This is a genomic window from Sphaerimonospora mesophila, from assembly GCF_001417795.1.
GTDB classification, from domain to species: Bacteria; Actinomycetota; Actinomycetes; order Streptosporangiales; family Streptosporangiaceae; genus Sphaerimonospora; species Sphaerimonospora mesophila.
Map to the genome: position 1 here is coordinate 116,526 of NZ_BCBX01000035.1, position 21,468 is coordinate 137,993.

Here is a 21,468-nt window from a genome sequence, read left to right on the forward strand (position 1 = left end):
ACCATGAGAACACCCCCGAGAATGGTCGCCATCGCCGCAGTGCTGTGCCTGTTGACGGCCTGCGGATCGGCCGGGCGCGGCGGCGGTCAGAGCGACCCCGAGCGCTACCCCGACCCCGGGATCAGCGACACCGAGATAAAGGTCGCCTTCAGCGGGCCGGAGACAGGGCCGCTCGCGGCCAGCCGGTCCTACGGCCAGGGCATGAAGGCCTACTTCGACGCGCTCAACGACGCCGGCGGGATCAACGGGCGCAAGGTCACCTTCACGATCTACGACGACGCCTACGACCCGGCGAAGACGCTGGCCAACGTCCGCCGCGCGGTCGAGCAGGACAAGGTCTTCGCGGTGAGCGGCATCGGCGTGCCGCAGAACAACGTCCGCGACTACCTCAACCGGGCGAAGGTCCCGCAGATCTTCGTGGGCACCGCGGTGAGCGCCTTCTCCACCGGCTACGCCACGTCGCGCGCCTGGTGGGACGACATCGCCTACGAGGGATTCCTGGCGACCCGGTTCATCCTGGAGAAGGAGCCCGGGGCGAAGATCGGCGTGATCGCGCTGAACAACGAGCTCACCTCGGACTACGTCACGGGCATCAAGAAGGCACTCGGCCCCGGCCGTGCGGGCCAGTTGGCGAAGGTCGTCAGCTACGACGTGGCGAACCCGGACGTCAGCGCGCAACTGCTGGAGCTGAAGAACTCCGGTGTGACGGCGGTCATCAGCAACCTCGCCGGCCTGCAGGGCGTGTCCGCGCCGAAGTATCTCAAGCAGATCGGCTGGAGTCCGGTGTGGTTCGTCGAGGCGCTCAACAGCTCACGCACCGCCATCCTCGAACCGGCCGGGCTGGACAACGTGAAGGGCTTCTACTCCACCCAGTGGGCCAAGGATCCGGCGGACGCCCGATGGGCGAACGACCCGGGCATCACGCGCTACCGCGAGGTCATCGCCAAGTACGCTTCGGACGTCAAACCCGCCGACGACAAGGCGCTGTCCGGGTACGCCGCCGGTCAGGCGTTCGCCGACGCGCTGAAGCGGATGAACAGCCCCACGCGTGCCGCCCTCCTGGAGGCGATCGACAGCACATCGGATCTTGAACTGGATACGCTGCTACCGGGCGTTCGTCTCAATGGCGGTGCCGGGGGACGGCTCGTTTTCCAGTATCAGATTTCACAGTTCGACGGGGAGCAATGGCAGCCTGTGGGCGATGTCGTCGACATCCGCCAGACGGACGCCGTCAAGTAGCGACTCCTCGCCGTGATGCCCGGGCGGCCGACGGCTGGTCCGGGCATCACGGCCTTACCGCAGAAACGTTCAGACAGACCCGGAAGGGCACGTTCATGGCATCGGAAACGGCGCGACCACGCACGGTCTACACGGTCGAGGCGGTCGCCAGTGCGCTGGACCTACTGGGGGCGTTCGAGGCACCACCGCACACGTTCGGCATGGCCGAGCTCTCCCGGCGCCTCGGCATGACCAAGAACCAGGTTTTCCGCCTGCTGCGCACGATGGAGGACAAGGGCTTCGTTCTTCGCGTCGAGGACGGCTACACCCTGGGCCTGCGCATCTTCGAGCTCGCATCGACCGCCACACAGGGACACGACCTGGTGAAGGCGGCGGCCGGGCCGGAGCTCGAAGCGCTGTGCGCGCGGACCGGCGAGACCAGCTACCTTCTCGTCGCACAGGGCAAGACCAGGGCACTGTGCCTCGACGTGATCGAAAGCCCGGAACTGATCCGGGGAGTCCTCGAACCGGGTGTGGTGTTACCTCTTCACGCCGGCGGCGCGTCCAAGGTGCTGCTCGCGTTTCTCAGCCCGGAGGACAGGGAGGCCTACCTCACGCAGCAGCCCGTCGAACGGTTCACCGAGCACACGCTGACGCCGGACGAGCTGCGCCGCGCCGTCGAGGAGATCAGACAGCGCGGCTACGCGACCGTACAGGAGGAACACGTGATCGGCGCCGACGCCATCGGTGTGCCGATCTGGAACCACACCGGCAAGATCGTCGCCGCGTTGGGCCTGGTCGGGCCCTCCTATCGGGTGAGACCACGCCTGTCGGGCGATCTTCCCGGCATCATGCTGGAGACCGCAGCGCGCATCACCGCGAAGCTGGGCGGGCAGCCGGACCGAAGACCGGATGAGGGTTCCCGTCCCGCCACCGCACGGTGACCCGGTCGCCGATCGTGTGATCCAGGCCGACCAGCCGGGCGAGCAGCCGGGGGCCCTCGTCCAGGGTGACCAGGCCCACGGCGTACGGCGGCGGGACGTCAAGACCCGTGCTCACGTGCACGACGGTGAACGAGTAGAGGGTGCCGGCACCCGAAGCCTCGACCGGCACCACCCGGTCGGACTCGCATCGCAGGCAGAACGGCCGGGGGTAGAACTGGTGGTGCCGGCACTCCTCGCAGCGCTGCACCAGCAGGACGCCCTCGGCGGCGCCCTGCCAGAACCAGGTGGTCAGCGGATCGTGGTCCATCCGTCGTCCCTCAGTCTTGAGCCAGTATCACGGTGGAAGCCGCCGAGTAGCAGCCGCCGACGGCGTGGACCAGGCCGACGCGGTGGCGCGGCACCTGGCGTTCGCCCGCCTCGCCGCGGATCTGGCGGACCGCCTCGACCAGCAGTTGTACGCCCAGGGCGCCCGGGTGGTTGTACGACAGCCCGCCGCCCGACGTCATGCTCGGCAGCTCACCGCCCGGCCCCAGCCGACCCCCGGAGACGAACTCCCCGCCCTCACCCCTGCCGCAGAAGCCGAGGTCCTCGAAGGCGAGCAGGGGAGTGATCGTGAAGGAGTCGTAGGGCTCGGTGAAGTCCACGTCGTCCGGGCCGATTCCGGCCATCGCGAACGCCTCCCGGCCGGAGACGGCACCGGCCGAGACGGTGAGATCCGGCATCTGCGAGATCTGCCAGTGGGTGTGGCTCTCCCCGGCGCCGAGGACGCGCACCGGCCGCTTGGCCGCGCCGGAGGCGACCGCACGGCCGGTGATGACGAGCGCGCCGCCGCCGTCGGTGACCAGGCAGCAGTCCAGCCGGTGCAGCGGCGTGGAGATCATCCGTGAGGTGAGCACGTCGTCGACGGACAGCGGCGTGCGGACCCATGCCTTGGGGTTGAGCCGCGCCCAGCGGCGAGCGGCGACCGCGACCTCGGCCAGGTGCTCGGGGCGGGTGCCGTACACGTGCATGTGCCTGGCCGCGATCAGCGCGTAGTGGCCGATCGGCCGGGGCAGCCCGTGCGGGGCCTGGAACTGGCCGATGAGGGTGTAGGGGTCCGGCGTCTCGCCGAGGCGCCGGACCCTGCGGCTGCGCTGGCGGGACGCGTAGGCGACCAGCGCCACTTCGCAGCGGCCCGCCGCGACCGCGAGCATGGCGTGGTGGACGAACGCGGCGAAGGCGGCGCCGCCCAGGTCGGTGGAGTCGGCGTACCGGGGCTGGATGCCGAGATACTCCCCGACCTGCACGGATCCCTGCTCACCCAGGTAGTTGACGAAGAGTCCGTCCACGTCTTTCAGGCCGAGCCCGGCCTCGGCCAGTGCCTCACGGGCGGCGAGCGCCACCATGGACAGCTCCGTTTGGCCGGTGACCTCGCCCAACGGCGTCTCGGCGACTCCGGTGACGTACACGTCCCATGGGCGGCTACGCATGAGGAGCCTTCTCGCGCTCGTGGACCAGCGCCTGCCGGCGTATCTTGCCCGACTCGTCGCGGGGCATCCTGGCCGGAAACTCGTAGCTCTTGGGGATCTTGTAGGAGGCGAGGCGGGCCCGCAGATGCGCGTCGAGCTCGGCCGGGGCCCGCTCGGGATCGTGTCCCGGTACCAACTCCACGACCGCGTGCACCCGCTTTCCCCATTCCTCGTCGGTCAGTCCGACGACGGCGACGTCCCGTACGGCCGGGTGGCTGGAGATGGCGGACTCGACCTCGGCCGGATAGACGTTGGCGCCTCCGGTGACGATCATGTCGAGCCGCCGATCGGCGAGGTACAGGTATCCCTGCTCGTCCATCCACCCCAGATCACCCATGGTGACCAGGCCGTCGGGAGTGGCCGGCGGGGCGGGCGCGCCCACGTAGTGGAACGTGGGGCCCTGGACGTCCGTCCGCCGCATGTAGATGCCGCCGACCGTGCCGGGTGGGACCTCGACGCCGTCGTCGTCGAGTATTCGGAGCTCGGTGAAGTGGGGCCGCCCGACGCTGCCGGGTCTGGCCGGCCACTCGTCGCCCCGGATGAGGCAGCGCCCCACCGCTTCCGCGGTGCCGTACACGTCGAACTGCCGTTCCGGCGGGACCAGATCGAGCCAGGTCCGCTTCACCCAGTCGGGCATCGGGGCCCCGCTGTGGTAGAGCGCCTCGAAGCTGGAGAAGTCACGCTCCGCGATGCCGGGCAGCCGCGCGATGCGCTGCATCATCGTCGGGACGAAGCCCGCGAACGTGATCCGGTGCCGCTCGATCAGGTCGACGGCGAGCGCGGCGTCGAACTTGGTCATCACCACCAGGTGGTGGCGTTCGAACAGCCCCACGTGGCTGAGGGTGAACGCGATGTTGTGGTACAGCTGCCCGGTGACGAGCTGGGTCTGCCCGGACGCCACCCCCTGATGGCCCAGCACCCCCAGGTCGCCCGCTGTACGGGCCCAGGGCTGCGGATCAACGATGATCTTCGGTCGGCCCGTGGAGCCACCGGAGCAGATCGCCTTCCCCGGGTGGGGCACCACATCGGCCGGCGCGGGCCCGCCGGCCTCGCCGTACATCGTCCGGACCGTGACGTGATCGCGTCGCGGCAGCGGTTCGCCGGTGACGACGAGCGTGCGCCGCCAGGTCCGTGCCAGATCGAGGATCTGATCGCGCTCGGGCCCCGGCAGCCGGTGACTGATCGGCAGTACGCAGGCGCCGAGCCGCCAGCCCGCGAGCACGGCGTGGAAATGCGCCCTGCCGGAGGGTAGCGCGACGATCAGGAGGGAGTCGGCCGTCAGACCGCGTGCGGCCAGGCCCGCGGCCGCCGCGTCGACCCCGCTGTCCAGCTCGGCCCAGGTGACGTGCTCCTCCGCACCGTCGGGGGAGACGAGCGTGATGGCCACGCTGTCCGGGTGGGCCGAGGCGAGTTGCCGTAGCCGGGCACCGAAGGACGTCATCACGCGTCCGGCCCCGCCCACGCCGCCTGGTACGACGAGCGCTGGATGATCGGCTCCCACTCCGACAGGCTCGGCGCGAGCGCGCCGTAGACCGCCTCTCCCCTCTTCATCACCAGCGGCAGCGGCCGGCGCATGACCGTGATGTCGGCGGTCGGGTCACCGTCCACGACCAGCAGATCGGCCTCCTTGCCCACCTCCAGCGTGCCGACGTGGTCGGCGACGCCCAGCCACTCGGCGGCGCCGCTCGTCGCCGCGGTGATCACTTCCGTCGGGGTCATGCCCGCCTCGACCATCCAGGACAGCTCCTCGATGGATCCGCCGATGGCGTGCTCGCCGGCGTCGCTGCCCATCGCGATGCGAATCCCCATCGCACGCGCTCTCGCCACCGTGTCGAGCGCCCCATGGAGCAGCCGGTCCGCCTGCTCGCGTTCCGCCACCGTGGGATCGAACCGGCGATGGTAGTCGGCGATGAAGAAGGTGGGGATCAGCCACGTTCCCCGCTCTGCCATCGCTTCCAGGACCTCGTCATCGATCCCCCAGCCGTGTTCGATGCCGTCCACCCCTGCCTTCACGGCGGTCATGGCGCCCTGGCTGCCGATCGCGTGACTCGTCACCTTCACCCCGGCCGCGTGGGACTCCGACACGATCGCGGCCACCTCGGCCTCGGTGAAGGTGGGCAGCTCCCACTGCACCTCGTCCTTGACGCTCTGGCTGCTGGTGGCGATCTTGATGACCTGAGCGCCGCAGCTGAGCACCTCGCGTACCTTGCCGCGTGCCTCCCAGGGCCCGTCGCAGTACGGCACAGGCGCGCCCGGGATCATCTGGTTGAGACCGCGCCGGGTGGTGAGGCCGCCGTGGCTCGGGATGTTGTCCAGCACCCCGTTGCGCGGATGAATGATCGACACACAGGTCTGCAGCCGCGGCGCGGTGAGCACCCCGGCGTCGGCCGCCTCGACGAAACCGGCCTCGAGGCCGCCGAGGTCCCGAGCGGTGGTGACGCCGAGCTCCAGGGTCCGCCGCATCGCGTACACGCTGCGCGCGGCCAGGTACATGAGGCGGATGTTGGGCAGGCTCGCGAGCCGCTGCGCCCAACCGGCGAAATGCACATGGCTGTCGATCAGCCCCGGCATCACGGTCTTGCCGCTCACGTCGATCACCGTCGCGTCCGGATCGGGGGTGATGTCCGCCCCCGCTCCGACGATCCGTGTGCCGTCGACGACCACCGTCGACGCCGGTACGGGCGCTCCGCCGCGACCGTCGACCAGCGTCCCGCCTACTAGAGCGATCTTCACCGCAGACCTCCGCAGTTATGTGTAGGATAACGGCAGTCTGCTATGCATATCGATATGAGTCAAGATGCGATCTCACCGAGACATCCGCGGGAAGCCCGGTCCCTCGCACCCTCGTTGGTGAAAGGTGATCTACGCTCCCTCGGTCAAAATGAGGTCATCAGCTCGGCCGGCGGGCGCCGGGGCGCGCGGGCGACGGCCGGGCCGTACCCGAACCTGATGATCATTTGAGCGTGGCCGCGCCGGTGGTACGGGTCCCTGCGGCGCCGCATGTCGCGCAGATCCAGCGGCTGGTTGAGGAACGACGCCGACACGCCGTGCGCGGTCGCGACGAGCAGCATCCGCTGGAGGGCCTGCCCGGCACGTAGCCAGTCCACCCGCCTGTCACCGGGCGTCGTCAGCACCGCGAGCCGGGGGTGCGGCTCGAAACAGGCGGACGGCCGTCCCGGGTGCGCCGCGCCGAGGTCCCGTACGGGGGAAGGGTCGTCCGCGGAACGCGGGCCGAAGGCGTAGGCGGGAATCCCATCGGCGTACGCGCCCCGCATCGTCCAAGCGGCGAGCTCGGCGAGGTAGTCGTGGTCCGCCAGCAGGCCGTCCTCGGCGATCGTGACGTAGTCCAACAGCTCAGCCGTGGCGCCGCGGCCGAGCGGCACCAGCCGGGCGCCCTCGCTCGCGGCGGCCGTGCGCAGCTCGGACATCACCTGGTCGGGGACATGCCGCCGGTCGAAGGGCTGCCGGTTCGTGCGCCGGCGGCCGATCTGTTCGTACAGGTCGCGCTCGGCGGCCGTGGGCGGCCCCAGCTCGACCATGCGCACGGCCGCCAGCAGGTCATGCCGCCCCTCCGGATCCGGAAGCAGCCACACCAGTGGCCGATGACCGGCGACCCGCGCCGCGAGCCGCACATTGAACAGCGCGGCCCCGCAGCTCACGTGCAGCGAACGGCCACGCGGGTCGCTGACCGACAGCGTGCGGTCCCGGTCGCCGTACAGCTCGGCGTATTCTCCCCGGACGATCCGGAAGCGCCATGGCTGGGTGTTGAGCACCGAAGGCGCCTGGCCCGCGGCGGTGAGCAGCCTGCGGATGCCAAGTTCAGTGGCAACGGGACAGGACATGGCGCACCTCCATGGTCGAAGCTCCTCGATCCGAGGCTTCTCCCGTTGGACCTTCTCGGACAGGGGCGAAAGGCCCGCTGTCGCACGTCGATCGGCCCGTTCGGTCACAGGGTCATCGTGGAACCGGTCACCGGATCACCTGGGGAACCCGTGGAACCCGCCTTTCCACAGCTGATCGGTCAGGTTCCGTGGCCGTGCATCCGCCGGCGAAGCGGTGCGCGCAGGGGCGGTGACGGTCGGCCGCGGGTCAGCCGGTGGGCCGCGCCGCCGCCATGACGCCGTGCACGATCTGGCCGATGCGCTCGGCCGCCTGGCCGGGATCGGGCCGACCGGCGTCCAGCCAGGCGATGACGGCCTCCAGGGTGATGGTGGGGATCAGATCGGCGGCCCAGTCCAGCCAGGGGCCCGCCGGGATGTGGCGGGCGAGGTTGCGGTGGGCGACCTCGCGTGAGGCGGCGGCGAAGGAGTCGATCAACTCGCGGAAGTCCGGCTCACGGGAGGCGTGGCGGAACAGCAGCCGGAAGCCGTCCGGGTCGGCGGCCGCGGCACGCAGCAGCGCCGGGATGGCGTCGTCGCCGAAGTCGTCGGCACCGACCTCCTCGGCCACCCGTACGCAGGCCCGATCGAGCACCGCCCGGTACAGATCGGCCTTGGAATCGAAGTGCCGATAGAGCATCGCCCGGGTCAGCTCGGCCTCGGCGGCGATGTCGTCCAGGCCGGTGGCGGCGTAGCCGGCGCGGGCGAAGGCACGGGTGGCGGCGTCCAGGATCTGCTCGCGTCGTTCCGCTCGGCGCAGCCGCCGCACCGGCGGGGCCGGGACGGTCGCAGGACCGGTGCCCTCGGCTTCGCGATCGCTCATCCCACCTCCACTTGTAGACGGCAAAGTATATATGTGTTTTAGTAAACATCGAAGTGTATAAATCGGCGTCTACCTAGAGGGGGAGTCATGTCCGTCCCCGTTCGGCTGCCGTACGAGCAGGCCCATCCCATGCGACCCGCCCCGTTGCTGCGCGAGCTGCAGGCACGCGGCCCGATCCACGCCATCCGCACCGCTGTCGGTGCCCCCGGCTGGCAGGTGACCGGATACGAGGAGGTGCGCCGGCTGCTGGACGACGACCGCCTCGGCCGGGCCCACCGGGAGCCGGACAAGGCCTCCCGCACCGGGGAGTCGGCGCTGTTCGGCGGCCCGCTGGGCGACTTCGACACCGAGCAGGCCGACCACCGGCGGATGCGCGCGCTGCTGCAGCCGCACTTCTCGCCCAAGCGGATGCGTGCGCTGCGCGGCCGCGTCGAGGCGCTCACCTCCGATCTCCTGGACGAGATGGCCGCCGCCGGTCCGCCCGCCGACCTGCACGCCGCGCTGGCACTGCCGCTGCCCATCGCGGTGATCTGCGAGCTGCTCGGCGTCCCGTACGAGGAGCGCGCCCGGTTCCGGGAATGGACTCAGGCGGCCGGTGACATCACCGACCGTTCCCGCTCCGAGCAGGGCCTGGCCGAGCTGTTCGGCTACGGCCGGCACCTGGTGGCGCGCAAGCGGGCCGAGGGCGAGGCGGACGCCGACGTGATCTCTCGGCTGGCCGCCACCGACGGGGTCGGCGACGACGAGGCCGCCATGATGGGGATGCTCCTGCTGTTCGCCGGGCACGAGACCACGGTCACCGCGATCGGCGAGGGAGCATTGTGGCTGCTGGCCACCCCGGGCCAGTGGCAGGCCCTGGTCGACGCACCGTCCCGGATCGACGCGGCGGTGGAGGAGATCTTGCGTGCGCCCGGCCTGGGCGGGGGCGGGATCCCCCGCTATGCCCGTACGGACCTGGACATCGCCGGGGTGCGGGTGCGCGCCGGGGATCTGGTGCTGTTGGACAACGGCGCGGCCAACCACGACGCGTCCGTCTTCACCGACCCGGACCGCTTCGACATCGGCCGCCCCGCCGTACCGCACCTGAGCTTCGGCCACGGCGCCCGCTACTGCATCGGAGCACCGCTGGCGCGCCTCGAGCTCCGGGTGGTCTTCGCCCAGCTGGCCGCCCGCTTCCCTACCCTGAAGCCGGGATGCCCGATCGACGAGCTGACCTTCGACCCGAACGTACTGACCGGCGGGCTGACCGCCCTGCCCGTCATCTGGTGACCGCCGAAGACGAACCCGCGCCGGCCGGTGATCGCCCGCGCGCTGCCGGCCGTCCTGGCCGCCGACGCCGCCACGTGTGCGGTACGGGATCAGCCGGTGCGGCCGGCCCTGAGCGAGGCGGCGGTGTCGACGACGCGGCGGGCCTGGTGGCGGGCGGCCTGCAGGGACACCTCGCCGGGCGGGCCATCGCCGACCACGTGGGAGGTGCCGTAGGGATTGCCCGACTGGAACTGGACGGGATCGGTGTAGCCGGGGGGCACGATGACGCCGCCCCAGTGGTAGAACGTGTTTCCCAGTGCCAGGAGGGTGGACTCCTGTCCGCCGTGGGCGGTGTTGGAGGCGGTGAAAGCCGAGTAGACCTTGTCCGCGAGCTCGCCTCGGAACCACAGCGGGCCGGTGGTGTCGATGAACGCCCTGAGCTGGCTCGCGGGGTTGCCGAAGCGGCTGGGGGTGCCGAAGAGCACGGCATCGGCCCAGGCGAGGTCGTCGAGGTCGACCTCGGCGATGTCGGCGGTGTCCCGGATGTGCCGGGCCCAGGCCGGATTGGCGCTGATCGCCTCCGGCGGGGCCAGTTCTGCGACCTTCCGCAGTCGCACGTGGGCACCGGCCTTCTCCGCCCCCTCGGCGGCGGCCAGGGCCAGGGCGTGCACGGTGCCGGTGGCACTGTAGTAAATGATCGCCACGTTCACGGGTCGCATGATCGGTTTCCTTCCTCGTCGGGTCGGTTCATCCGTACGACGACATGACCCCGCGAGATGTGAGGCGGGGCCCGACCTGACAGTTCGGCGGGGTGTCCCGTCGAATGGGTGAGGGCGACGCGACCGAGGGAGTCGGCAACACCATGACCAACCCATCCGGGACCAACCCATCCGGGCCGGTGGACGGCAGGACCGATCCGGACCTGAACGTGATCATGAGCGAGCGACGTCACCTGATCAATCTCGCCTACCGGCTGCTCGGCTCCCTGACCGATGCCGAGGATGTCGTGCAGGAGACGTACGCCCGCTGGTGCGCCCTGTCCCGGCGGCAGCAGGAGGCCATCGCATCCCCAGGCGCCTGGCTGACGACGGTCGCCGGTCGCATCTGCCTCGACCTGCTCGGCTCGGCCCGGGCCCGGCGCGAGAGGTACGTGGGCGCGTGGATTCCCGAGCCGCTGCCCGAGCCGGCGGACGACGACCCGGCCGACCGGGTCACGCTCGACGAGTCCGTCAGCATGGCCTTCCTCGTCGTGCTCGAATCGATGACCCCGGCCGAGCGCGTCGCCTTCGTCCTGCACGACGTCTTCCGCTACCCCTTCGCCGAGGTGGCCGAGATCGTCGGCCGTACCCCGGCGGCCTGCCGTCAGCTGGCCTCCTCGGCCCGCCGCCGGGTTCGCGCGTCGCGGCCTCCCGCGACCCCGGCGGACCGGCACGCCGGCATCGTCAGGGACTTCAAGCGGGCCTGGGCGGCCAAGGACATCGACGCCCTCATCGGACTTCTCGACTCCGACGCCACGGCGACCGGCGATGGCGGCGGACTCGCCAGGGCCGAGCTCCGTCCGGTCGAGGGCGCCGAGCGGGTCGCGCGCTTCTTCGCGGATCGGGCGGGCGCGGTGCGCGACTTGACGATCGTGGAGTGTACGGTCAACGGTCAGCCCGGCCTGGTCGCTCGACAGGACGGCGTCACCGTGTCGGTGCTGGCGTTCGACGTCACCGGCGACAAGATCAAGCACATCTGGGCGATTCTCAACCCCGACAAGCTCCGGCATTGGACGACGGACTGACCGGCGTCCGATCGGTAGGGCTCTCTTCGCGAGGCCGCCCGAGATTCGCGATCAGTGATCGCCCTACTCGGGCCAGTCGGAGTTCTGGATCACGTCGACGAAGTCGATGCGGCGGAATCCGGGCACGAAGTGTTCCAGCACGTCGGCATTGACGGTGCCGAACGTGGTGTCCGGCCGTTCCTCGAACCCCTCTTTGAACGCGAGCAGGATCTGGCGCTTGAAGTCCGGCCGGGGGTGCGCGGCGGTGACCGCCATGATCTGCCCGGTGTCCAGGTCTGCGTAGCCGATGCCGAGGACGTCCGTCTCCACACCGGCGGTCACGAGGGCCACCTCGGGTTCCAGGCGGTACGGAATCTCGGGCGTGGTGTGCAGGGCGATCGCCTCCCACACCTTGCGGACGTCGGCCTCCGGCACCCCGTGTGATGTGAGGAAGCGGCGAGCCTCATCGGCGCCGTCGAGCTCGAAGCGCTGGTCGGTACGCCGGTAGGTCTCGGTGAGCCCGAGATCGTGGAACATCGCGCCCACGTAGAGCAACTCGGGGTCGGCACGCAGACCGAGCCGGAGACCTCGCAGCGAGCCGAAGAGGTAGACGCGGCGGGAGTGGTGATACAGCAGCGGGGTCGCGGTGTCCCGGACCAGTTCCGTCGCCTCCCTGGCGAGCGCCGAATCCGGGATGACGATGCCGGCGATGGTCTCGGTCATGCGGATGGTCCCCTTCCCTGTCCCGGCGGGAATCTTCCGTACCGTTCAGCGGTCCGGTTCCGCCCCTGGAAATTACATCCGCTCTGCTCCGGAAATCGGCCGCCACCGGCCCGGCAGCGAACTCGCTTTACCGAGATATTGATCCTCGTCACAAAACGTCGCCTGACGCGGGTGCCGGCCTCTCCGCACGGCGGTCGAGGCCGACACCCGAGATCCGTCCGTACCGATTTCTCGTGGTCGCGCGGGCCGCATCAGTAGGGGCGTCCGGTGCCTTCGCCGGGCAGATAGCCGCCGTCGTCGGCGTCCGTACGGCCCGAGCCGACGTCGGGGTCGTCCTCTCCCGGCTCGGCCCATTCCAGGTCGCCGCTGACGTGCCCGCCTTCTCCGACCCGGTACGGCATGGCACCGCGCGGCGTCTCGTCCTCGACGACACCATGCTCGGCCTCGTCCACCGGCCCCTGCACCCGGAAGCCGGGACGGCCGCCATGGCCCTGCTCCTCGATGGCGTCCGGCGGCATCGGATGCGGGCTGGGCCCGGCGGTCTCCAGGTGATCCGGGACCTCGTCGGTGCGGGCCGCCACCGATTTCTCGCCGGACCCGGCGGTCACGCCCCACTCGTCGTCGCGGCCGGTGACGTAGCCCATCGGCTCGGCGTAGCCGCTCGCGGGCTCGGCGGTGTCGTCGGGCTTGCCCCTCGGGGCACGGTTGGCGCCGCGGATCGACCCGGGGCCGATGTCGCCGCCCATGTTGTGCAGATCGCTGTCGAACTTCGTACCTTCGTCCTCTTCCCTGGGCATCGCTCGTCCTCCGTCGAGTTGGTCATTCGGGCTCGACTCGCATGGCGGCCTCCTCGGCGCTGTAACCTCCCGCGTCGGGGCCGACCTCCACGGCCGTCTCTTCCGCCTCGTCGTCGCCATGGGCACCCTCGTCCGGAGCGACGAGACGGCCGGCAGGGCGTGGCGCGTCCCAGACCGCGCCGGACGGCTCCTCCGGCTGTGCCTCCCAACCGGCCGGCACCCCGCTGTCCTGCTCGTAGTCGGTGTCCAGGTCGGAGCCGACACCGAGCCCGCCGTCCTCGGTGATCGCCTGTCCGATGCGCGGACGCTCCTGATGGACGACGGGTGGTCCGTCCGTGCCGTAGACCGGCTGTTCCTCCGGCATCTCCCTGCTCAACCGGCCGTCAAGCGGCTCTCCCTGGATCATCTCGTCGACCGTGGTGCCATAGTCGTCCGCGGCGGTCGGGTGATCCGCGGGCAGTGGCGCCTCCTGGGGATCGACCGCCCACTGCTGCTGCGGGGTCCCGTCCTGGAGGTCGGGAATGCCTTCGTCCTCGAACCGCGAATGCGGATCGTGTTCCGGTGTGTGCTGACTCACCGCGTCCCCCTCCTTCAGCTCACCGGGCATCCACACCCCCCTACCCGTAATCCCAGACAGCCCACGTGGCAGACGGCACATCCACGGCGATCGACGCCGCCCCCGTTTCGCCCGAGCCGAAGTCCGAGCCGAAGTCCGAGCCGGCTCCGGATCCGGAGCCGGGTACGAGCCGGAGCCGAGGCGGAGCGGCCGAGCTCGAATCGTGACTTGACGGATCGCCATGGCGCAATCACGATTTTCCCGACTGATTAAGTAGGGAAAATCGGAAAGGAGCATCGTGCGCTCTCTCGTCCTGCTCGGCCTGGTCGGCCTCGCCGCCCAGCTCGTCGACGGCAGCCTGGGCATGGCCTACGGCGTGACGTCGAGACGCTGCTGCTCGCCATCGGCACCAACCCCGCGGCGGCCTCCGCCACCGTTCACCTGGCCGAGATCGGCACCACCCTGGCCTCGGGCATCTCGCACTGGCGTTTCGGCAACATCGACTGGAAAGTGGTCGGCAAGATCGCCGTCCCCGGCGCCGCCGGCGCGTTCGCGGGCGCGACCTTCCTGTCCAGCCTGTCCACCGAGGTCGCCGCCCCGGTCATGTCATTGATCCTGCTGGCACTGGGCGCCTACATCTTGGTCCGTTTCACCGTGCTCGGCCTGCCGCGCGGCAACCTGGGCAAGCCGCTGCGCGCCCGCTTTCTGGCCCCGCTCGGCGTGGTGGCCGGTTTCGTCGACGCCACGGGTGGCGGCGGCTGGGGCCCGGTGGGCACCCCGGCCATCCTGGCCAGCGGCCGGTTGGCGCCGCGCAAGGTGATCGGGTCGATCGACGCCAGCGAGTTCGCGATCGCGATCGCCGCGAGCGTCGGTTTCTTCGTCGGCATCGGCTCGGAGAACATCGACTTCTCCTGGGTGGCCGTGCTGCTGCTCGGCGGCGTGATCGCGGCCCCGCTGGCGGCCTGGCTGGTGCGCCACATTCCGCCGCGCGTCCTCGGTTCTGCCGTGGGCGGCATCATCGTGCTGACCAACGTGCGCACCCTGCTGCGCAGCGACTGGATCGACGCCCCGGGCGGCGTGCAGTCCGTCGCCTACATCGCCATCGCCGTCATCTGGGCCGCCGCCATCGCCTACTCGGTGCGTGCGTACCGCCGCGACAAGGCCAACGAGTCGGTCGAGGCGGTCGAGGCCGAGTTGGGCGGCCGCGACGCCGAGACCGAGACCGCCCCGGCCTGATCACCCCGCTCGTCCGGCCGGCGCCGCCCGGGAAAGGCGCCGGCCGGACGACAGTGGGTCAGGTCGCCTCGGCCCGAATCCGCCGGGCGGCGTCGACCAGGTTACGCAGCGAGTCGTGCACCTCCTGCCGGCCGCGGGTCTTCAGCCCGCAGTCGGGGTTGGCCCACAGACGTTCGAGGGGGATGGCCGCCAGCCCCTCACGCAGGAGGGACACCAACTCCTCCGTGCTCGGGACGCGGGGAGAGTGGATGTCGTACACCCCTGGCCCCACCTGCCGGGGATAGCCCGCCTCGGCGAGCTCGTGCGCCACCCGCATGTGCGAGCGGGCGGCCTCCAGGCTGATCACGTCGACGTCGAGGGCGTCGATCGCGGCCAGGATCTCGCCGAATTCGGCGTAGCACATGTGCGTGTGGATCTGGGTCTCGGGCCGTACGCCCGCCGTGGTGAGGCGAAACGCCTCGGTGGCCCATTCGAGGTAGGCGGGCCGGGCGGCGGCACGCAGCGGCAGCGTCTCGCGCAGGGCCGGCTCGTCGACCTGGATGACGGCGGCGCCGGCGGCCTCCAGATCGACGACCTCGTCGCGCAGGGCGAGGGCGACCTGCCGGGCGGTGTCGGCGAGCGGCTGGTCGTCCCGTACGAACGACCAGGCGAGCATGGTGACGGGCCCGGTGAGCATCCCCTTGACCGGCCGGCTCGTCTGGGACTGGGCATAGGTGGCCCACCGCACGGTCATGGGCGCGGGCCGGGAGACGTCCCCGGCGAGGATCGGCGGCCGGACGTAGCGGGTGCCGTACGACTGGACCCAGCCGTGCCGGGTGGCGACATAGCCGGTGAGCCGCTCGGCGAAGTACTGGACCATGTCGTTGCGTTCCGGCTCACCGTGGACGAGGACGTCCAGGCCCGCCTTCTCCTGGAAGGCGATGACCTCGCGGATCTCGGCGGCGATGCGTTCGTCGTAGGCGGCGTCGTCGATGCGTCCGGCCAGCAGGTCGGCCCTGGCCGCCCGCAGCTCGTCGGTCTGCGGGAAGGATCCGATCGTGGTCGTCGGGAGCACGGGCAGGTCCAGGCGGGCGCGCTGGGCGGCGACCCGCTCGGCGTACGGCTGAGCCCGCCTGGTCTCCCGTACGGTCACCGCGGCCGCGCGTGCCCGTACGACCTGGTCGCAGGTGATCGCGGAGGTCTTCCTGGCCGCCAGGGCGGCCCGGTTGTCGGCGAGGGCGTCGGCGATGACGTGGGTGCCGCGGGCCAGGCCCCGGGCGAGGGTGGCGACCTCGGCGGCCTTCTGCCGGGCGAAGGCGAGCCAGGCGGCGATCTCGGGCTCGATCTCGCCCTCGGCCGCGACGTCGAGCGGGACGTGCAGGAGCGAGCAGGAGGCGGCGACGTCCACCCGTCCGGCCAGGCCGAGCAGGGTGGCGAGGGTGGACAGCGACCTTTCCAGGTCGTTGATCCAGACGTTGCGGCCGTCGACGACCCCCGCGACCAGGCGTCTGCCGGGCAGACCGCCGACCCGCGCCAGCCCGTCGAGGTTGGCCGCGGCCGGGCCGGTGAAGTCGAGCGCGAGGCCGTCGACGGGGGCGGCGGCCAGCACGGGAAGGGCCGCGCCGAGCCGGTCGAAGTAGCTCGCCACGAGGAGCTTCGGCCGGTGGGTCAGCGCGCCGAGCTCCCGGTAGGCGCGGGCGACCGCGTCGAGGACGGCCTGGGGCTGGTCCTGGACCAGGGCGGGCTCGTCGAGCTGCACCCACTCGGCCCCGGCGGCCCGCAGCCGCGCGAGCACGTCGGCGTAGACCGGCAGCAGCCGGTCGAGCAGCGTGACGGGATCGAAGCCCGGCTCGACGCCGGGGGCCGGCTTGGCGAGCAGGAGGTAGGTGACCGGGCCCACCAGGACCGGCCGCGCGTCGTACCCGAGGGTGAGCGCCTCCCGGAACTCCCCGACGGGCTTGGCGGGATCGGCGGCGAAGACGGTGTCCGGCCCGAGCTCGGGCACCAGATAGTGATAGTTGGTGTCGAACCACTTGGTCATCTCCAGCGGAGTGACCTCCCCGGTGCCGCGGGCCATGGCGAAGTAGCCGTCGAGCGGGTCTGCCTCGAACGCGGCACGGTGCCGTTCGGGAATCGCGCCCACCATGACCGTGGTGTCCAGCACATGGTCGTACAGCGAGAAGTCACCGCAGGGCACCTCGCCGATGCCGGCGTCGGCGAGATCGCGCCAGGCCGTACGACGCAGGTCGGCGGCGGTCGCGCGCAGCTCGTCGGCGCCGACACGCCCCGCCCAGTAGCCCTCGATCGCCTTCTTGAGTTCGCGGTCCCGCCCCTGGCGCGGGTAGCCGTACACGGTCGCCAGCGGAGTGGGGGCGGCGGAACTGTGAGCCATGAAACTCTCCTTCGCGAGTCACGGACGACGCCGACCGGCCCCGAAGACGTGAAGGAACGCCCACCGGCGAACGCGCGCATACCGCTCGCGAAGCCGCCGGCCCGCCCACGAGGCCATCGACATCACCGCGCGCGGTCGCACGCGGGCAGTGGCAGGTCTTCGGACTCGCGGGCACGCCACGGGCTCACCGAGCCCGGACATCTACTGGCCGTCGCTTCCCTGACCGTGCTGGCCCAGTGCGTTGACGGCGGTCGTTCCCACTCACCGCTGCGGGGCAGTCCCGGAATTGGCCTGCCCACTCCGAGGTGAGCGCGACCGCACCGGGTTCCCTCTTACGACGCTCCCGCCTGGCGGGCGGAGGCGAACCGACTGCGCCACCAGAGTAAACCCGAGGATCACCGCCGCTCACCCGGACCCGTCCGGTAGGGGCGGGCATGAGCCCCGTGGCCGGATGGTCCGTACCGGCGGTCCGCTCGCCGCGACAGATCACCGTGGCACGCCCGGGGGAGCGCCGTGGTGCGTTCGGGATCGACACCGTTTCATTAGGACGCAACATGTTGGGTGTGACATCGAGCCGCCACCCCATATATGGTGTCCCTGCGCTGGTCCGGCCGCTCAGCCAGAGTGGCCGGGGCAAGAGGGAACCCGGTGGAAGTCCGGGACTGCCCCGCAGCGGTGAGTGGGAACGACCGCCGTCATACGCACTGAGCCATCACGGTCTGGGAAGCGACGGTCAGTAGGAGCTACGAGCGCGCCCACGAGTCCGAAGACCTGCCGGCGCGCCGCGTACGACCATGCGTGCGCGGCTGCTCCGAGGTCGCGCGGGACGACCGACGGCTCCGGCGGCGACCGCTGTGCGTCTCCGCCGGGCGTCTCCTGCGCGCACCTCGGTCATGTGGACCGAGTTCGCGAGGAGAGGACCATGACGGTCACCGGGGACCCGCCGACTCAATCGGCAACGGTGGACGAGCCCGTGCCGCGGCAGACCCAGATGCGCGTACGCAAGCGCGACGGCCTGTCGGAACCCGTCGACGTGACCAGGATCGTGCGTGCGGTCGAGCGCTGGGCGGATGATCTCGCCGACGTCGACCCGCTGCGCGTGGCGACCAAGACCATCAGCGGTCTGTACGACGGGGCGACCACCGCGGAACTCGACCGGCTGTCGATCCAGACGGCGGCCGAGATGATCGGCGAGGAGCCGCAGTATTCGCGGCTGGCCGCGCGGCTGCTGGCCGCCTACATCGGCGAGGAGGTGGGTGGTCAGGGCATCGCGTCATTCAGCCAGGCCGTCCGTCTCGGCCACGCCGAGGGGCTGATCGGCGACGCGACCGCCGAGTTCGTGGCCGCACACGCCCGCGAGCTGGATGACGCGGTCGATCCACGCGGCGACCTGCGGTTCGAGTATTTCGGGCTGCGCACCGTTTACGACCGCTACCTGCTGCGGCACCCGTTCACCCGGCTGGCGGTGGAGACCCCGCAATATTGGCTGCTGCGGGTGGCGTGCGGCCTGGCGCGGACGCCCGGCGAGGCGATCGACCTCTACCGCCTGATGTCGTCGCTGGCCTATCTGCCCAGCTCGCCGACCCTGTTCAACTCCGGCACCCGGCACACCCAGATGTCGTCGTGCTATCTGGTCGACTCCCCGCGCGACGAGCTGGGCTCCATCTACGAGCGCTACGCCCAGGTGGCGCACCTGTCGAAGTTCGCGGGCGGCATCGGCATCTCCTGGTCACGCGTTCGGTCGCGCGGCGCGCTGATCCGCGGCACCAACGGCCACTCCAACGGCATCGTGCCGTGGCTGCGCACGCTCGACGCTTCGGTGGCCGCCGTCAACCAGGGCGGACGGCGCAAGGGTGCGGCCTGCGTCTACCTGGAGCCGTGGCACCCCGACGTCGAGGAGTTCCTCGAACTGCGCGACAACACCGGCGAGGACGCCCGGCGCACGCACAACCTCAACCTGGCCAACTGGATCCCCGACGAGTTCATGCGCCGGGTCGAAAGCGACGACCTGTGGTCGCTGTTCGACCCCGACGAGGTCCCAGAGCTGCCCGACCTGTGGGGTGAGGCGTTCGAGACCGCCTACCGCGCGGCCGAGGCAGCCGGCCGCCACGTCCGCCAGGTCAGGGCCCGCGACCTGTACGCCAAGATGATGCGTACGCTCGCGCAGACCGGAAACGGCTGGATGACCTTCAAGGACACCTCGAACCGGTTCTGCAACCAGGCCGCGGAGCCGGGAAACGTGGTCCACCTGTCGAACCTCTGCACCGAGATCATCGAGGTGTCGAGCGACGCCGAGACCGCGGTGTGCAACCTCGGTTCGGTCAACCTCGCGGCCCACCTCGCCGAGGACCGCGGCGGCATGGACTGGGCGCGGCTGCGCGCCACGGTCCGGACGGCGGTGACGTTCCTCGACCGTGTGATCGACATCAACTACTACCCCATCGAGCAGGCCGCCACCGGCAATGCCCGCTGGCGTCCGGTCGGGCTCGGCGTCATGGGCCTGCAGGACGTGTTCTTCGCGCTGCGCCTGCCCTTCGACTCGCCCGAGGCCGGTGAGCTGTCCACCCGGATCGCCGAGGAGATCTACCTGGCGGCCCTGGAGACGTCGGCCGATCTGGCCGAGCGCCACGGCGCCCATCCGGCGTACGACCAGACGTGGGCCGCGCGGGGCAGGCTCCACCACGACCTGTGGAACGTCGAGAGCGCACTGCCCGAGCGGTGGGCGCGGGTCCGGGAGAAGATCGCCGCACACGGGCTGCGCAACTCGCTGCTCGTCGCGATCGCGCCGACGGCGACCATCGCCTCGATCGCCGGCTGCTACGAGTGCGTCGAGCCACAGGTGTCCAACCTGTTCAAGCGCGAGACGCTCAGCGGCGAGTTCCTCCAGATCAACAACGCCCTGGTCGCCGAGCTGAAGGCACGCGGGCTGTGGACCGAACGGATCAGGACCGCGATCAGGCGGGCCGAGGGCTCGGTGCAGGGCATCGCCGAGCTGCCGGCCGACGTACGTCACCTGTTCCGCACGGCGTGGGAGCTGCCGCAGCGCGCGCTGATCGACATGGCCGCCGCGCGGGCGCCGTACGTCGACCAGAGCCAGTCGCTCAACCTGTTCATGAGCGCGCCCACCATCGACAAGCTCTCCTCCATGTACCTCTACGCGTGGAAGGCGGGCCTGAAGACGACCTACTACCTGCGCTCCCGTCCGGCGACGCGGATCCAGCAGGCGACCGTTCCCGTCGCCCCGGAGCCCGTACCGGAGCAGGCCCGGGTCTGCTCCCTGGGCGACGGCTCTCTTGAGAATCCCGACTACTGCGAGACCTGCCAGTGACCGCTCATCTGCTGCTCGACCCCGGCATGAACCTGACCCTGCGCCCGATGCGCTATCCGCGGTTCTTCGACCGGTTCCGTGACGCCATCAAGAACACCTGGACCGTCGAAGAGGTCGATCTCCACTCCGACCTCAAGGATCTGGACCGCCTCTCCGAGGCGGAACGGCACCTCGTCGGCCGCCTGGTCGCCTTCTTCGCCACCGGCGACACGATCGTGGCCAACAACCTGGTGCTGAACCTGTACCAGCACATCAACTCCCCGGAGGCGCGGCTGTACCTGTCGCGTCAGCTCTACGAGGAGGCGGTGCACGTCCAGTTCTACCTGAACCTGCTCGACACGTACGTGCCCGGCGAGCGGGAGCGGTCCGAGGCCTTCGCCGCGGTGGAGAACATCCCCTCGATCCGCCGGAAGGCCGAGTTCTGCTTCCGCTGGATCGACTCGCTGGGCGACCTCCAGCGGCTCGAGACCAAGGAGGACCGGCGCGCCTTCCTGCTCAACCTGATCTGCTTCGCCGCCTGCATCGAGGGCCTGTTCTTCTACGGCGCGTTCGCCTACGTCTACTTCCTCCGCTCGCGTGGGCTGCTGCACGGGCTGGCCTCCGGCACCAACTGGGTCTTCCGTGACGAGTCCCTGCACATGGCCTTCGCCTTCGACGTGGTGGACGTCGTCCGGAGCGAGGAGCCGGACCTTTTCGACGACGAACTCGCCGCGCGGGTCAGGGAGATGCTCGCCGAAGCGGTGGAGTGCGAGGCCCAGTTCGCCGAAGACCTGCTCGGCGGGGGCGTGCCCGGCATGTCCGTCACCGACATGCGCGCCTACCTGGAACACGTCGCCGACCGCCGGCTGGCCCAGCTCGGCATCGACCCGTTGTACGGCTCGAAGAACCCGTTCGCCTTCATGGAGCTGCAGGACGTCCAGGAGCTGACGAACTTCTTCGAGCGCCGCGTGTCGGCGTACCAGGTGGGGGTGACCGGGACGGTCAGCTTCGACTCCGATTTCTGATTCCGCCCGAGTCCGCTCCTCGAGCGGGCTTCCGCGGCTCCCCGGTCGCCGAGGGGCGGAGGTGCCCGGATC

The 21,468-nt window shown here is 70.6% G+C and carries 17 protein-coding genes, 1 pseudogene and 2 riboswitches; of the genes and pseudogenes, 7 read left to right on the top strand and 11 right to left on the bottom strand.

The annotated features are described in order from the left end of the window. Nucleotides 1-3 precede the first annotated feature (3 nt). The gene (locus AP234_RS14585; RefSeq protein WP_160330441.1) at nucleotides 4-1,239 is read left to right on the top strand and encodes an ABC transporter substrate-binding protein; all 1,236 of its coding nucleotides are present in this window, start codon (nucleotides 4-6) and stop codon (nucleotides 1,237-1,239) included. Between the two features lie 95 nt (nucleotides 1,240-1,334). Continuing rightward, nucleotides 1,335-2,162 (top strand): IclR family transcriptional regulator, encoded by an 828-nt coding sequence (locus AP234_RS14590; protein ID WP_055480201.1) that lies wholly within the window; start codon nucleotides 1,335-1,337, stop codon nucleotides 2,160-2,162. On the opposite strand, the gene AP234_RS14595 is transcribed toward AP234_RS14590, so the two are convergent. The 6 genes from AP234_RS14595 to AP234_RS14620 all read right to left on the bottom strand — a co-directional run bounded on the left by AP234_RS14595 (nucleotide 2,092) and on the right by AP234_RS14620 (nucleotide 8,371). Beyond that, complete coding sequence (locus AP234_RS14595) at nucleotides 2,092-2,469, bottom strand: Zn-ribbon domain-containing OB-fold protein (RefSeq protein ID WP_055480202.1); 378 nt, start codon at nucleotides 2,467-2,469, stop codon at nucleotides 2,092-2,094. The genes AP234_RS14590 and AP234_RS14595 overlap by 71 nt on opposite strands. 10 nt (nucleotides 2,470-2,479) lie before the next feature. Then, nucleotides 2,480-3,631 carry an acetyl-CoA acetyltransferase gene (locus AP234_RS14600; protein WP_055480203.1) on the bottom strand — a complete coding sequence of 384 codons (1,152 nt, stop codon included), beginning with the start codon at nucleotides 3,629-3,631 and terminating at the stop codon, nucleotides 2,480-2,482. Next, nucleotides 3,624-5,111, bottom strand: coding sequence for an AMP-binding protein (locus AP234_RS14605; protein ID WP_063842942.1), 1,488 nt, complete (start codon nucleotides 5,109-5,111; stop codon nucleotides 3,624-3,626). The genes AP234_RS14600 and AP234_RS14605 overlap by 8 nt, the downstream gene beginning before the upstream one ends. After that, a complete protein-coding gene (locus AP234_RS14610; RefSeq protein WP_055480205.1) occupies nucleotides 5,111-6,403 on the bottom strand; it encodes an amidohydrolase family protein in 1,293 nt (430 codons plus the stop codon). The genes AP234_RS14605 and AP234_RS14610 overlap by 1 nt, the downstream gene beginning before the upstream one ends. A 143-nt stretch (nucleotides 6,404-6,546) precedes the next feature. Continuing rightward, nucleotides 6,547-7,512: an Acg family FMN-binding oxidoreductase gene (locus tag AP234_RS14615; protein ID WP_055480206.1), complete on the bottom strand. Its 966-nt coding sequence runs from the start codon at nucleotides 7,510-7,512 to the stop codon at nucleotides 6,547-6,549. A 247-nt stretch (nucleotides 7,513-7,759) separates the two neighbouring features. Further along, nucleotides 7,760-8,371, bottom strand: coding sequence for a TetR/AcrR family transcriptional regulator (locus tag AP234_RS14620; protein ID WP_055480207.1), 612 nt, complete (start codon nucleotides 8,369-8,371; stop codon nucleotides 7,760-7,762). An 87-nt stretch (nucleotides 8,372-8,458) separates the two neighbouring features. Here AP234_RS14620 and AP234_RS14625 point away from each other — a divergent pair, with 87 nt between their 5' ends. Next, entirely contained in the window at nucleotides 8,459-9,640 is a 1,182-nt protein-coding gene (locus tag AP234_RS14625; RefSeq protein ID WP_055480208.1) for a cytochrome P450, read from the top strand. An 89-nt stretch (nucleotides 9,641-9,729) separates the two neighbouring features. Here the strand turns inward: AP234_RS14625 and wrbA are convergent, their stop codons facing one another. Further along, nucleotides 9,730-10,338 carry an NAD(P)H:quinone oxidoreductase gene (gene wrbA / locus AP234_RS14630; protein WP_055480209.1) on the bottom strand — a complete coding sequence of 203 codons (609 nt, stop codon included), beginning with the start codon at nucleotides 10,336-10,338 and terminating at the stop codon, nucleotides 9,730-9,732. A gap of 104 nt (nucleotides 10,339-10,442) precedes the next feature. On the opposite strand from wrbA, the gene sigJ reads away from it, so the two are divergent. After that, on the top strand, nucleotides 10,443-11,402 hold the full coding sequence (sigJ, locus tag AP234_RS14635) for an RNA polymerase sigma factor SigJ (RefSeq protein WP_235558176.1): 960 nt from the start codon (nucleotides 10,443-10,445) through the stop codon (nucleotides 11,400-11,402). 63 nt (nucleotides 11,403-11,465) lie between these two features. On the opposite strand, the gene AP234_RS14640 is transcribed toward sigJ, so the two are convergent. The 3 genes from AP234_RS14640 to AP234_RS14650 form a co-directional block, all read right to left on the bottom strand. Continuing rightward, nucleotides 11,466-12,104 carry an HD domain-containing protein gene (locus tag AP234_RS14640; protein ID WP_055480210.1) on the bottom strand — a complete coding sequence of 213 codons (639 nt, stop codon included), beginning with the start codon at nucleotides 12,102-12,104 and terminating at the stop codon, nucleotides 11,466-11,468. Between the two features lie 251 nt (nucleotides 12,105-12,355). After that, the gene (locus AP234_RS14645) at nucleotides 12,356-12,901 is read right to left on the bottom strand and encodes a hypothetical protein (protein WP_055480211.1); all 546 of its coding nucleotides are present in this window, start codon (nucleotides 12,899-12,901) and stop codon (nucleotides 12,356-12,358) included. Between the two features lie 22 nt (nucleotides 12,902-12,923). Then, nucleotides 12,924-13,478, bottom strand: coding sequence for a DUF5709 domain-containing protein (locus tag AP234_RS14650; RefSeq protein ID WP_152990415.1), 555 nt, complete (start codon nucleotides 13,476-13,478; stop codon nucleotides 12,924-12,926). Between the two features lie 277 nt (nucleotides 13,479-13,755). Here AP234_RS14650 and AP234_RS14655 point away from each other — a divergent pair. Next, nucleotides 13,756-14,693: pseudogene (locus AP234_RS14655) on the top strand (sulfite exporter TauE/SafE family protein). Nucleotides 14,694-14,751: 58 nt separating this feature from the next. On the opposite strand, the gene metE reads toward AP234_RS14655, so the two are convergent. After that, nucleotides 14,752-17,064 carry a 5-methyltetrahydropteroyltriglutamate--homocysteine S-methyltransferase gene (metE, locus tag AP234_RS14660; protein ID WP_055480213.1) on the bottom strand — a complete coding sequence of 771 codons (2,313 nt, stop codon included), beginning with the start codon at nucleotides 17,062-17,064 and terminating at the stop codon, nucleotides 14,752-14,754. A gap of 133 nt (nucleotides 17,065-17,197) precedes the next feature. Further along, a riboswitch (cobalamin riboswitch) is annotated at nucleotides 17,198-17,450 on the bottom strand. Nucleotides 17,451-17,650: 200 nt separating this feature from the next. Then, nucleotides 17,651-17,857: riboswitch (cobalamin riboswitch) on the top strand. A gap of 129 nt (nucleotides 17,858-17,986) precedes the next feature. Here metE and AP234_RS14665 point away from each other — a divergent pair. Together AP234_RS14665 and AP234_RS14670 are read left to right on the top strand one after the other, a co-directional pair. After that, nucleotides 17,987-20,392: a ribonucleoside-diphosphate reductase subunit alpha gene (locus AP234_RS14665; RefSeq protein WP_055480214.1), complete on the top strand. Its 2,406-nt coding sequence runs from the start codon at nucleotides 17,987-17,989 to the stop codon at nucleotides 20,390-20,392. Further along, a complete protein-coding gene (locus tag AP234_RS14670) occupies nucleotides 20,389-21,396 on the top strand; it encodes a ribonucleotide-diphosphate reductase subunit beta (protein WP_235558177.1) in 1,008 nt (335 codons plus the stop codon). Before AP234_RS14665 ends, AP234_RS14670 begins: the two co-directional genes overlap by 4 nt. Nucleotides 21,397-21,468: the final 72 nt, after the last annotated feature.